At 66.0% G+C, this 12,461-nt stretch carries 10 protein-coding genes; 9 read left to right on the forward strand and 1 reads right to left on the reverse strand.

Going from position 1 to position 12,461, the window contains the following annotated elements:
• Nucleotides 1-27: 27 nt before the first annotated feature.
• Nucleotides 28-2,724 carry a phosphoenolpyruvate carboxylase gene (gene ppc, locus Hhyl2_RS05210; protein WP_483549670.1) on the reverse strand — a complete coding sequence of 899 codons (2,697 nt, stop codon included), beginning with the start codon at nucleotides 2,722-2,724 and terminating at the stop codon, nucleotides 28-30.
• 250 nt (nucleotides 2,725-2,974) lie between these two features.
• On the opposite strand from ppc, the gene Hhyl2_RS05215 reads away from it, so the two are divergent.
• From Hhyl2_RS05215 to Hhyl2_RS05255, 9 genes are all read left to right on the forward strand, one after another.
• Nucleotides 2,975-3,679 carry a helix-turn-helix domain-containing protein gene (locus Hhyl2_RS05215; RefSeq protein WP_483549671.1) on the forward strand — a complete coding sequence of 235 codons (705 nt, stop codon included), beginning with the start codon at nucleotides 2,975-2,977 and terminating at the stop codon, nucleotides 3,677-3,679.
• Between the two features lie 80 nt (nucleotides 3,680-3,759).
• Entirely contained in the window at nucleotides 3,760-5,220 is a 1,461-nt protein-coding gene (locus Hhyl2_RS05220; protein ID WP_483549672.1) for an ABC transporter substrate-binding protein, read from the forward strand.
• Between the two features lies 1 nt (nucleotide 5,221).
• Nucleotides 5,222-6,019 (forward strand): ABC transporter ATP-binding protein, encoded by a 798-nt coding sequence (locus tag Hhyl2_RS05225; RefSeq protein WP_483549673.1) that lies wholly within the window; start codon nucleotides 5,222-5,224, stop codon nucleotides 6,017-6,019.
• Nucleotides 6,016-6,714: an ABC transporter ATP-binding protein gene (locus Hhyl2_RS05230; RefSeq protein WP_483549674.1), complete on the forward strand. Its 699-nt coding sequence runs from the start codon at nucleotides 6,016-6,018 to the stop codon at nucleotides 6,712-6,714. The genes Hhyl2_RS05225 and Hhyl2_RS05230 overlap by 4 nt, the downstream gene beginning before the upstream one ends.
• On the forward strand, nucleotides 6,711-7,700 hold the full coding sequence (locus tag Hhyl2_RS05235) for a branched-chain amino acid ABC transporter permease (RefSeq protein ID WP_483549675.1): 990 nt from the start codon (nucleotides 6,711-6,713) through the stop codon (nucleotides 7,698-7,700). The genes Hhyl2_RS05230 and Hhyl2_RS05235 overlap by 4 nt, the downstream gene beginning before the upstream one ends.
• Nucleotides 7,701-7,809: 109 nt before the next feature.
• Nucleotides 7,810-8,973: a branched-chain amino acid ABC transporter permease gene (locus Hhyl2_RS05240; protein WP_483550554.1), complete on the forward strand. Its 1,164-nt coding sequence runs from the start codon at nucleotides 7,810-7,812 to the stop codon at nucleotides 8,971-8,973.
• Nucleotides 8,970-9,983 (forward strand): 3-oxoacyl-ACP synthase, encoded by a 1,014-nt coding sequence (locus Hhyl2_RS05245; protein ID WP_483549676.1) that lies wholly within the window; start codon nucleotides 8,970-8,972, stop codon nucleotides 9,981-9,983. The genes Hhyl2_RS05240 and Hhyl2_RS05245 overlap by 4 nt, the downstream gene beginning before the upstream one ends.
• Before the next feature lie 85 nt (nucleotides 9,984-10,068).
• Nucleotides 10,069-10,872 (forward strand): alpha/beta fold hydrolase, encoded by an 804-nt coding sequence (locus Hhyl2_RS05250; protein WP_483549677.1) that lies wholly within the window; start codon nucleotides 10,069-10,071, stop codon nucleotides 10,870-10,872.
• Nucleotides 10,865-12,424 (forward strand): AMP-binding protein, encoded by a 1,560-nt coding sequence (locus Hhyl2_RS05255; protein ID WP_483549678.1) that lies wholly within the window; start codon nucleotides 10,865-10,867, stop codon nucleotides 12,422-12,424. Before Hhyl2_RS05250 ends, Hhyl2_RS05255 begins: the two co-directional genes overlap by 8 nt.
• The last annotated feature ends 37 nt before the right edge of the window (nucleotides 12,425-12,461 follow it).

Below are 12,461 nucleotides of genomic sequence, written 5' to 3' on the forward strand. Positions count from 1 at the left end.
GTGGCCACAGACCGCTGGCGCCGGGGGTTACCCGGTGTTCTTCATGCCGGCGGCGATCCCCTGGACCGTCAATCGGAGCGTCCGCTTCTCCTCCTCGGTGAGGTGAGACTGCGCGAGCAGGCGCACCTGCAGGAGGTTCAGCGGGTCCACGTACGGATTGCGCCGTTCGAGGTTCTCCTCTAACCAGTCACGCGAGAGTAGCCCCTCGCGCTGGGTGATCTCGGTGATCAGCTCGACGGTCTCCTCGTACTCGGACCTGATGCGCGGGAAGATACGCTCGCGGAGGTCGTCGTCGGCCAGATCGGCGTACTCCTCGGCGATACCCATCTCGGTGCGGGCCAGCGCCAGGGAGGCGTTGTCGAGTTTCGTGCGGAAGAACGGCCACTCCGCATACATCTCCTGGAGCGTCTCCATGTCGCCGCCGTTGTCGAGATACTCGTTCAGACCGGTGGCGATGGAGTACCAGCCAGGGATGATACAGCGGGCCTGCGTCCAGGAGAACACCCACGGGATAGCGCGCAGGTCCTCGACGCTACGGTCCTCGCTACGTGAGGCCGGGCGCGAGCCCATGTTGAGGTTCTCGATGACGGTGATGGGGGTCGCCTGCTCGAAGTAGTCGACGAAACCGTCCGTCTCAAGCAGCGACTGGTACTCGTCGCGAGCGGCGTCCGAGGCCGTCTCCATAGCCTCGACCCACTCCTCGGGAACTTCCTCGACCGGCTCCTCCATCGCGTTGTGGCGTGCCCGGATCTGGGCGTTGAGCATCTGTTCGAGGTTCCGCTCGGCGATGTCGTGGTTGGCGTACTTCTCGGCGATGGCCTCGCCCTGTTCGGTGAACTTGATCTGGCCGGTCACCGTCTCGTTTGGCAGCGCCAGCATGGCGTCGTTCATCGGGCCGCCACCGCGGGAGATCGAGCCGCCGCGGCCGTGGAACAGGCGCATCTCCACGTCGAAGTCGTCGGTGATGTTGGCCAGCCGGCGCTGGTTGTTGTACAGCGACCAGTTCGCCGCGAGGTAGCCGTTCTCCTTGTTGGAGTCGGAATACCCGAGCAGGATCTCCTGAACGGTGTTGCGGGCCTCCAACGCTTGCGAGTAAGCCTCGTTTTCGAACAGCGTCCCCATGATCCGCCGGGCGCCCGAGAGGGCGTACTCCGATTCCAGTAGCGGGACGATGTCGAGCCCACAGTAGCCGGGGAGGTCGACGATCCCGACCTGGTCGGCCAGGAAGAGGACTTCCAGCACGTGGCTGGGCTCCTCACACCAGCTGATCGCGTAGGTGTCGATGGCGTCGACGCCGAACTCGTTTTGCCAGTCGGCGGTCTTGCGGAACCGCCGCAGGACGCGGATCGAGTCCTCGGAGAGCCCGTCAGTGTCCTCCATGTCGACGACAGGCCCGTCCTGGAGGATCGCCTCGGTCAGGAACTCGACGCGCTCGTCCTCTGACATCGACTCGTAGTCGATCCCCTGGCGGTCGACCGCCTCCGCGATGGCATCCGTGTGCATCTTGCGGTGGTCACGAAGGTCCAGGCTCGCCAGCGTGAACCCGAACGTGTCGACCTTCCGGATGAGGGGATCGACGTGGGATTCGGCGATGACCGCCGCGTCGTTGTCCCGGAGGCTTGCGGCGATCGTGTGGAGGTCTTTCAGCAAGTCTTCCGGGCTGTCGTAGCCGCCCTGGCGTACGTCGTCGACGCGCAGCACCGACTCGCGCATCAGCTTGAGCTTCTGGCGGTAGGGCTCGTCCGGGTAGCGATCTTCGGCCTCGGCGGCGACGCCGGGGAGTCGCTCCTTGTGTTCGGCCAACCGCTCGTCGAAGCGGCTGTCGGTCGTGATGTTGGAGGCGTCCTGGCTCAGGACACCCGAGAGTGCCTTCAGCCGATCTCGATACAGCGGCAGCACCGTCTCGCGCTGGCGTTCCAGGGTCTCTTCGGTGACCTCGGGCGTGACGAAGGGGTTCCCGTCCCGATCGGAACCGGCCCACGACCGGAACTCGTAGAGTTTCGGAACATCGATCTCCTCGTCGTACTCTTCGTCGATCGCGTGTTCCAGTTCGTCGTAGACCTCGTCGATGACATCGAAGAGGACGTTCTCCAGGTACCACTGGATGTTCAGCGCCTCGTCGGTGACTTCCGGTCGGCGGTCACGGACCTGCGGGGTCTGCCAGAGGCTCGTGACTTCCGAGCGAACATCCCGCCGGACGACATCCTCCTCACGGTCGGTCAGTCGGACCTCGTCGAGCGTTTCGAGGTCGTTGGCCACGCTTCGGAGCTTCGCCTTGACCGTCTTCCGGCGGGCCTCGGTCGGGTGTGCGGTGAACGTCGGCTCGATGAACACGTCGTCGAGGACCTGCTCGACCGTCTCGGTGCCAATGTCGGCGTCCGCGAGCTCTTCGACCGCAGCACCGACGCTGTCTTCGAGTGTCCCGGCCTGGCTCGCCTCCCGGATCTCCCGGACACGCTGGCGCTCTTCGGCCAGGTTGATCAACTCGAAGTAGGTGGTAAAGGCCCGTGCGACGACCCCCTCCATCTCCGGGTCGAGGCGGTCGAGCGTCCGCCCGATCGACTCCCGCGTTTCCAGATCGCCGCGCCGATATTCGATCGACGACGTACGGATATCTTCGACGATCTCGAACGCTTCGGTGGAGGATTGCGTCTCCAGTACGTCGCCCAGCAACTCGCCCAGTTCCCGGACGTCCTGGGGAAGTTCTCTGGCGTGCAAAGTCATACCAGTCCCTCCAGAGTCGAGCCCTAAAACAGTATTGAAACGGGGTGGGACGAACCCACAAAGTACGTGGTAATTTGTGATGGAAACGCCGTCCAGAGGGCTTGACAGCCGAAAAGTGTCGATCGGAATTGAAATATGTGTGAATATATATCCACCCGAGTGGGACTGGAAACGATCGAACGATACGACCTACGTAGGAAGAATCATTTATGATTGTGGAGGTTCGGGTTCTGAGTAGCGGACACTACGTATGATTGACATCGCCCTGGACATGGAACAGTACGACTGTCCGTTCATCGACACGACTGCCGACCACGAGGTGGCGTTCGCGGCGATGCAGTGGGACTTCGATCAGAGCGCGCGTGAGCTGGAGACCAGGATGGTCGTCGAAGCGGAGGGTGGGGGCGAACTCGATACCGGATTGGAGGCGCTTCAGGCACACGGGAACATGAACGAGGTGTCGCTACTGCGCCGTCAGGGGGAAGTGGCCCAGATTCGGACGGTGATCGAGGAGACGGCAGCGATGCAGACGATCCGGGCCAACGACGGCTACATCACGGGGCCGTTCCACATCGAAGCCGGCAGCGAAGTCTGGCACGTCGGCTTCGATACCAGCCACGACGCGGACACGACGCTCTCGGAACTGGACAGGGACAACGAGTTCGACGTCGTCGAGCGCGAGAAGACCGGCCTCCCCGAACTGCAGGACGTGGTCCAGAACGCCGGCGCTGCCATGACACTCGTCAACGGCTGTCGGGATCTCTCCGAAACGGAGCGGGAAACCTTAGAGACCGCCGTCTCGGAGGGTTACTTCGAGAGCCCGCGGGGCGCGACACTCGGGACGCTGGCCGACGAGTTCGGCGTCTCCAAACCTGCCGTCTCGAAGAACCTGCGACGCGGTGAACGGAAGATGATCGAACGCGTCGTCGACGCGCTCGACGACATCGACGAGTGACGTTTCTCAGGCCCGGGGCGACGGGCGTTAACATGTAAACGCCCGTTACTATGCTGGTCGTACACGATAGTTTATCGTGTATGAGAGATTATGCCACACGACGCCGTGTACTGGGCGCACTCGGTGCCGGACTGACCGGACTTGCGGGCTGTGTCAGTGAGGACGGCGGCAACGGTAGTGGAAGTGACGGCGGCAGTGATGGAGGCAGTGGTGGCAGCGACGGAGATTCCGACATGAACGGCGACGGCGACTCATCGAGTGACGGCGGGAGCACTGGCGACGGATCGAGCGGGACGACGAGCGTCTCCATCGGGATGTTACAGCCCCTCGCCGGCGACCTCGCGTACTACGGCCAGCAGTCGCTGTGGGGGTTCCTCTCCGGACTCGCCTACAAGGCCGGGGAGGACCCGCCGGCCGAACCGAGCACCGGCGAACTGACGATGACCGTCGGGGACGTCGAGTACACCATCTACGTCCGTGACACGCAGTTCTCGGCCGACACCGCACAGACGGCCGCGACGAACCTCGTCGAGAACCAGGACGTCGACATCCTGGCGGGGTGTGCCTCCTCCGCGTCGGCGAGTCGCGTCGTCACCACTGTGGTCAACCAGGCGAACGTGCCGATGATGATCGGTCCGGCCGCCTCCGCGGGGATCACGTCCAACAGTGAGACCTGTGGCGACCTGGTCTATCGCGCCAGCGAGAACACCGCGATGGACGCCCGTTCTGGCGGGAAGTACGTCGCCAACGAGACCGATGTCTCGAACGTCTACCTGTTCGGTGCCGACTACAGTTTCGGTCGTGCAGTGGTCAACAACTACAAGGCGGTCCTCCAGAACGAGGGCGTCAACATCGTCGGCGAGCGGTTCGTCGAACGCGGCTACGCCGAATGGGAGGGACTGCTCGACAACGCCGAGGAGGCGGGCGCCGAGGGCGTCGTCGGCGGGTTCACCGTCGCGACGCTGCCGAGCATGTTCAACGCCTTCCTCTCGGGGGACTACTCCTATCGCGTGTTCGGCGGCTACGCGACCCGGATCACCAACAGCGTCGTCGGCGGGACGATGCAGAACGTTCTGGGAGAGCCACTGACCGAAGAGAAGATCAGCGACTCGAACCTGGGCCCGTTCACGACGCGGTACCACTGGAACCAGTACGACAACGAGATCAACAACGCCTTCGTCGACAGCTACACCAGCACGTACGGCGTCGTCCCGGATTTGTTCACCTCGGGGACGTTCACGGGTGCCTCGGCCATCCACCAGGCGGTTCAGGAAGGCGGCTCCAGCGAGGGTGCCGACATCGCCAACGCCCTCAAGGGCATGACGGTCACCGACACCCCGAAAGGCGAGGGCGGGTACACCTTCCAGGAGTACAACAATCAGGCCCGGTCGGCGATGACCGTCGCGGACCCCATCCCGACGACCGACGAGTGGGCCGAGAACTGGGGCGCGGCGATCATGCCCGGCGAGCCCCTCGCACGCATCGGTGCCGGCGAGACGACGATCCCGGCAGACAGCGACCAGATGGACTGCTCGCTGTAACATGCTCAGAACGCGGGGCCTCACGAAGGAGTTCGGCGGGCTCACCGCCGTCGACGACGTATCGTTCGAACTCGGGGACGAGCTATGTTCGCTCATCGGACCCAACGGCGCCGGGAAGACGACGTTCTTCAACCTCCTGACGGGGGTCCTCTCACCGACCGAGGGGACTGTCGAACTCCAGCGCGGGAACCAGTGGGACGACATCACCGAGGCGCCACCCCACGAGACGGCCCAGCAGGGGATCCACCGCTCGTACCAGGTGACGTCGGTGTTCCCCAACAGCAGCGTCCTGGAGAACGTCCGCGTGGCCGAGCAGGCCCACGGCGGCGACTCCGCCCGGTTCTGGCGCAACGTCGACCACTTTGAAGGGTACACCGAGCGCGCACACGAGATACTGGAACGGGTCGGTCTGGAGGACCGCGCCCACGACCCGCCGAGCACGCTCAGTCACGGCGCCAAGCGGAAACTGGAGGTCGGGATGGCGATGGCCGGGGATCCGGCGGTGCTGTTGCTCGACGAGCCAAACGCCGGCGTCTCCTCCGAGAGCGTCGACGAGGTGCGAACACTCATCGAGGACGTCGCCGAGGACCACGCTGTATTGCTCGTCGAACACAACATGGACATCGTGATGGACGTCTCGGAGCGCGTCGTCGTCCTCCACCAGGGTGCGGTCATCGCGGACGGTCCGCCCGAGGAGGTCCGTGCCAACCCCGACGTCCAGTCCGCCTATCTCGGTGGCTACGAACCTGGCTCTCTCGACGACGCGGACGAAGCCACGGACGAGGGAGGGGTCGCATGAGCCTGCTGGAACTCTCCGGCGTGAACACCTACTACGGCGACAGCCACATCCTCCAGGGCATCGACCTCGCCGTCGAGGAGAGCGAGGTGGTCGCACTCGTCGGGCGCAACGGCGTCGGCAAGACGACGACGCTGCGCTCGATCCTCCAGTTGAACCCGCCACGCGAGGGTGAGGTCACCTTCCGCGGCGAGTCGCTGATCGGCCTGGAGACGCACGAGGTCGCCGACCGCGGTGTCGGCTGGATCCCCGAGGAGCGGCGTATCTTCGGCCAGTTGACCGTCGAGGAGAACCTCCGGGCGGCCATCCCGGACACCGACAGCATCAGCGAGGGGCTCCAGTACGCCTTCGACGCATTCCCCATCCTCGAAGAACGGCGACGACAGGAGGCCGGGACGCTCTCTGGCGGCCAGCAGCAGATGCTGGCCATCGCGCGGGGGCTCGTCGGCGAGAACGACCTGTTGCTCGTCGACGAACCGAGCGAGGGTCTGGCCCCACAGATCGTCGCCGACGTCGCGGAGGCACTCTCGGAAGCCAGCGCCGAGGCGACCATCCTCCTTGTCGAACAGAACCTCCCGCTGGCGCTGGACCTCTCCGATCGGTTCTACATCGTCGATCACGGCGTGGTCGTCGACGACGGCGACTCCGATGCAGTGACGGCAGACGACGAGCGGTTCAGGAGGTATCTGTCCGCATGATCGTCGAGACGCTGGCGGACTTCCTGACCGTCTCGGAACTGGGCACCGTGATCGTCAACGGGCTCGCGAAGTCGGCGCTGTACGTGATGATCGCCAGTGGGCTGACGCTGATCTTCGGGCTGATGGGCGTGCTGAACTTCGCCCACGGCTCGCTGACGATGGTCGGTGCCTACCTGGGCGGCCTGCTGATGGTCACCGTCGTCGGGCAGGCAACCGGCTCGGTCACGCGGCTGGCGTTCTTCTTCGTCGCCATCCTGGTCGTGTTCGGCCTCCTTGCAGTCCTCGGTGGCACCATCGAGACGACGCTCATCAGGCCGCTGTACGACCGGCCGCCGATCTACCAGATCCTGCTGACGTTCGGCCTGACGCTGGTCGTCGACGAGGTGGTCCGGATCATCCTCGGTGTGTTCGGGATGCAGCCACTCTCGGACTGGCAGGCTGCGCTGGCGACCAAGCCGCAGTTCCTCCGTGAACCGGCGGCGGTCGCGGGCATCAGCGTCCGCTGGATGGCCGTCTTCCAGATACTGCTGGGCGTCGTCACCGTCGTGGGTATCTGGGCGTTCCTGACGAAGACGCGCTACGGGCTCTACATCAGGGCCGGCAGCGAGGACGCAGAGATGGCCTCGGCACTCGGTATCGACGTCCGGCAGGTGTTCACCGTCGTCTTCGCGCTGGGGATCGGCCTGGCCGGTGCCGCCGGTACCCTGCTGATGTGGGACGCCACGTGGGGTGCGAGCGTGCCTCTGGCTGCCGAGACGCTGTTGCCGGCGTTCATCGTCGTCATCGTCGGCGGCCTCGGGACCTTCCGGGGGACCGTCGTCGCCGCGGTCATCGTCGGGATGACCGACTCCGTGATGACCTGGTGGTTCCAGAACTACATCCAGTTCACCGGGTTGCCAGAACTGGTCCTGTTCCTGGTGCTGGTGCTGACGCTCATCGTCAGACCACAGGGCCTGTTCGGCGTCGAGGAGGTGGGTGGCCATTAGCACCGAGACCCAGGCCGGGACACCGACAGAGGTGTCCTGGCCCATGGCCTACGTCCGTTCGCACACGGCCCATATCGCCATCATCCTGCTGCTGGCAGTCTACCCGTCGATCTACAACATCCTGATCAACTCGCCGCTGCAGTACGAGGCGACGATGCTGTTGCCGACGGTCGAGACGATGGTCGGGGTGCTGTACTTCGGCCTGTTCGCGATGTCCTTCGACTTCATCAGCGGCTACACCGGCTACCTCTCCTTCGGCCACGCAGCCTTCTACGGGACCGGTGCCTACACCGTGATCCTCGTAGCAAACGGGAAGTTCCCACTGCTGGGGCCACAGACGCCGTTTATGGTCTCGCTCCTCGTGGCCGGTCTGCTCGCCGTCGTCCTCGCTATCCTGGTTGGCCTGGTCTCGTTCCGGCTGTCCGGGGTCTACTTCGCGATGATCACCCTCGGGTTCGCACAGGTGCTGTACGTGTTCATCCGCGGCTGGGACTACGTGGCGCGCAACCCCCGTGACGGACCGGCCGTCGGGCCGACCCACGCCAGCGGGTTCGAGATCGGGATCCCCTGGGTTGACCAGCTCAACCTCGCCATCGGCGTCCTCACCGGCGACGAGGTGTCGCTCCTCGGGACGACGCTCTCGGGGACGACCGTCTCGTTCTACATGGTCGGGCTGGTGGTGCTGGTCTGTTACTTCGCGATGCAGCGGATCATCCACTCGCCGTTCGGGCGCGTGATGATCGCCATCCGCGAGAACGAGGAGCGGGCCGTCGCCATCGGCTACAACACCTACGTCTACAAGCTGGCAGCGTTCGCCATGAGCGGCTTCTTCGCCGGTGTCGCTGGCGCGCTGTTTGCCGGCTTCAAGCGCTCGGCGAGCCCCGAGAACTCCTTCTACTTCCTGGTCTCCGGTGACGCCCTCCTGGCGAGTATCATCGGCGGCTTCGGCACCCTGGCCGGTCCGCTGTACGGACGCCTCTTCGACGAGACCGTCCGGGAGTTCCTCTCGAAGTCGGGGCAGGGCGGCGGCCTCCTGCCCTACCTCCGCTTGCTGCTGGGCGAACAGACGCTCGCTACGCCTGTCGCGGGCGGTATGACGCTCGGGGGACTCATCGACACGCTGCTCAACGGCCACGCGAGCCTGTATATCGGGATCATCTTCGTCCTGTTCGTCCTCTACGTCCCCGACGGCCTGCTCGGCACGATCCGGAACCGCATCGGCGGCACATTCGCCGACACTCTCCCGGCGAAGGTCTGGGACGACGACCGATGACGGTGGGGATCACCGGCCTCGGGACCTACCTCCCCGAGGCGACGATGACCGCCGCCGACGTCGCTGACCGGAGCGACGTGCCCGAATCCGTCGTCCGTGAGAAGATGGGACTCCGGACGAAACACGTCTGCCCGCCCGACGCGGACCACCCCGCGGAGATGTGCGTCGCCGCTGCCCACGAGGCACTGGCCGACGCCGATATCCCCGCTGACGCGCTCGACATGGTCCGGTACCACGGCAGCGAGTACAAGGACCACGTCGTCTGGAACGCCGCGGCCGCCGTCGCCGACGAGATCGGGGCGACCGGCGCCGCCGCGACCGAGAGCTACGCCCTCTGTGCGGGCTTCCCCGTGGCCCTCCGGGAGGCCCGTGCGCTCCTCGCGACGGAGGACTCGCTGGAGCGTATCCTCCTGGTCGCCGCCAGCCGCGAGGAGGACCTGGTCGACTACGACGACCCCGACACATCCTTCATGTTCAACTTCGGCAGCGGTGCGACGGCAGCCGTCGTCGAGGCCGCTCCCGGTGACCGAGCGCTCGCCCGCCTCCGCGAGAGCGCGACACTGACCGACGGCAGCTTCGCTCGCGACGTGATCGTCCCCGCCGGGGGGACAGCGCGGCCGCCGAGTCACGATACCGTCGAGAGCGGCGGGCACTCGCTGCGCGTACCGGACCACGAGAGGATGAAGGAACGCCTCGCAGAGGAGAGCCTGCCGAACTTCCTGGCTGTCGCCGACGAGGCATTGAACGGGTCCGGCTACGAACGCGCGGACGTCGATTTCGCCGCGATCACCCACATGAAGCGGTCGTTCCACGACCTGCTCTGCGAGCGATTCGGCCTCGACGAGGACCAGCACCGCTATCTCGACGACATCGGCCACGTCCAGAGCTGCGACCAGGTGTTCGCGCTGGCCGACTGTCGCGACCGCCTCGCTGCCGGCGACACCGTCCTCTGTCTGGCTGCCGGAACCGGCTACACCTGGGCTGCGAGTGTCCTGGAGTGGCGCGCGTAGTCGGGGACGGCGACCGCTGCCCCCTCGCATCGACGTTCACATGGTAACGTCCCCCTTGAAGGAGATAGCGGGAGTACTCCTGTCTATGCCATACGCGACCAACGACGGCGTCAGGCTGGCCTACGAACGGGCGGGGCCCAGTGACGCCGAGACCGTGGTGTTCGTCGAGGGACTCGGGTACGGTCGGTGGATGTGGCGCTGGCAGCACCGGGCCGTCAGTGAGGACTACGAGAGCATCCGGTGGGACAACCGGGGCACCGGCGCGTCCGACGAACCCGAAGGGCCCTACACCATCCCGGAGATGGCCAGTGATCTGGAGGCTGTCCTGGACGACGCCGGCGTCGACGCCGCCCACGTCGTCGGCGCCAGCATGGGCGGGATGATCGCCCAGCAGTACGCACTGGACTACGACCGGGCGGCGTCGCTGACGCTCATGTGCACCTCACCGGGCGGGCCCGAGGAGGTCCCCATCCCCGAGGAGACACTGGACCGGATGTACGGCGTCCCCGAGGACGCCGACGAGCGCGAAGCGATCCGGTACAAGATGCGACCGGCACTGACCGACGGCTTCTGGGACGACAACCCGAACCTGATCGAGCGCATCGTCGACTGGCGGCTGGACAGCGACGCCTCCGAGCAGGCCCGCGTCTGGCAGGGCCAGGCCGTCGACAGCTTCGACGTCCACGACCGACTGGACGAGCTCACGCTCCCGACGCTGTTGCTCCACGGGACTGCCGACCGGGTCGTCCCCTACGAGAACGGCGAACTGCTCGCCGAAGGGTTGCCCGACGTCGACTTCGTGACCCTGGAAGGGGCCCCACATCTCCTGTTCATCGAGCGACGGCGACAGGTCGACGACCACCTGCTGGAGTTCCTCGACGATGTCTGACCCCGCCCTGGCCCAGGAGTGGGTCGGCGCCTGGAGCGAGAAACGCGCCCAGTTGACACCGGACCGCGAGGGCCTGGTCGACGCCACGACCGGCGAGCGGTTCACCTACGCGGAACTGGACGGGCGGGCCAACCGCGCGGTTCGACTCCTTCGGGAGCATGGTGTCGAACAGGGCGACAGCGTGGCCGTCGTCTCCCGGAACCGGCCCGCCGTGGTCGACCTGTTCTTCGCCACGGCGAAGACCGGGAGCACGCTGGCGCCACTCTCCCACCGACTCGCACCGCCCGAACTGGGCGAACTACTGGCCCGCGTCGACCCCGCAGTGCTCGTCGTCGAGGCGCCGTTCGCCGCGGACGTTTCGGCCGCGCTGGACCACGCCGGGACGTCGCCCGCAGTACTCACGCTTCCAACTGAGACGGACGATGACGCGGTCCAAGGAGTCCCGGACGCCGCTCCGTACCCGGACGCGCTCCCTGCCGACGGAAGTCCCGTCGAGCGGGCGACACTGGCCCCCGAGGACCCCCACCTGCTGTTGCACACCGGCGGCTCGACCGGGACGCCGAAGGAGACGATCCTCTCACACGAGGGTATCGTCTGGAACTCGGTCAACACGATCACCTCCTGGGGGTTGCGCGACGACGACGTGACGCCGATGGTCTTCCCGATGTTCCACACCGGCGGCTGGAACGTCATCACGGTCCCGCTGTGGCACATGGGCGGCACCGTCGTCATCGCCCGCGAGTTCGACCCTGGGCAGGTCCTCTCGGTCGTCGACGAGGAGGGCGGGACGGTCCTCGTTGCCGTCCCGGCCGTCCTCCGGATGATGACCGAACACGACCGCTGGGCGTCGGCGGACCTCTCGCAGTTGCGGTTCGTCAAGTCCGGCGGCGGCCCCTGTCGCCAGTCCGTCATGGAGACCTGGTGGGACCGCGGGATCGACCTCTCGCAGGGGTACGGCCTCACCGAGTGTGGGCCCAACAACTTCGCGATGCCCGAGGGCTGGCCCCACGAGAAGGCCGATGCAGTCGGGATACCGAACATGCACGTCGACGCCGCGATCGTCGACGAGGACGGCGACCCGGTCGACCAGGGCGAGATCGGCGAACTCCTCCTTCGCTCGCCCCACGCCGCCGATGGCTACCTCGACAACCCAGAGGAGACGGCGGCGACCTTCGGGGACTTCGTCGCCACGGGCGACCTCGCCCGCCAGGACGAGGCCGGCTACTATCACATCGAGGGCCGCAAGAAGGAGATGTACGTCAGCGGCGGCGAGAACGTCTACCCGGCGGAGGTCGAGGACGCCATCGCCGACCACCCGGACGTCTCGGAGGTCGTCGTCGTCCCCGTGTCCGACGAGCAGTGGGGCCAGGTCGGGAAGGCCGTCGTCGAGGGCGACGAGAGTCTGACCCTCTCGGCCCTCCGGGCGTTCCTCGACGGTCGACTGGCCGGGTTCAAACACCCACGTCACCTCGCGTTCGTCGACGAGATGCCGACGAGCGGGCCCGACAAGATCGATCGGCAGGCTATCGAGGATCGCTTCGGCGACGCCTGAACGGGCCGCGATGACCGGGCTTCTTATCCCCGCCTCT

It is taken from the genome of Haloarcula sp. H-hyl2, assembly GCF_056934385.1.